This window comes from Shimia sediminis, from assembly GCF_003990645.1.
Taxonomy (GTDB): Bacteria; Pseudomonadota; Alphaproteobacteria; order Rhodobacterales; family Rhodobacteraceae; genus Shimia; species Shimia sediminis.
Map to the genome: position 1 here is coordinate 1 of NZ_RYZK01000114.1, position 529 is coordinate 529.

The following is a 529-nucleotide window of genomic DNA, read 5'->3' on the forward strand; positions in this document are numbered from 1 at the left end:
GTTTAATATTTTTTTTAATTTAAGAACTTTACAATACCTGACACTAGAAAAATTTACAAAATTCAGCATCCATAGCCTAAGACACTTAAAATTAACATTAGGTACTTATAAAGTGATTAATTAATTACATAATAGGATTTGTTTTTGAACTTCGTCTAGTCGTGGCGGGCTCATTTCCTGTCTTTGCTATAAACCACGTGACATTGGTTAACTGCACTGTAGGGTGAAACGGGCTTACATTCACAATCCAAACCCTGTTCAACGTTAGTGATCGACTGCACTATGTTGTGGGCTGCAATCTGGATAGCTTGTTTTCTGCCAGCTGCTTTGGCAGCTAAAATGTTGTTAGATACGAACACATTACCTCGGTGATTTGTTGTGAAATCGACACAGAAATCGTCATAGTCGAGTTGTTTGTGGAGGTCGGGGGTTCCCAATTTCTTTTTAGGGTCGCTTAAAGTGAATGCATTGCGATTGTTAAAACCAATCAAGTTCTTGGCCTCTTTAGGATCTTTCACTTTCAGGTGGG

At 38.2% G+C, this 529-nt stretch carries 1 protein-coding gene; it reads right to left on the reverse strand.

Annotated elements, in window-relative coordinates:
• Nucleotides 1–170: 170 nt before the first annotated feature.
• A partial coding sequence (locus EK369_RS21935) for a hypothetical protein (RefSeq protein ID WP_164727098.1) occupies nt 171–529 on the reverse strand: 359 nt, incomplete at its 5' end.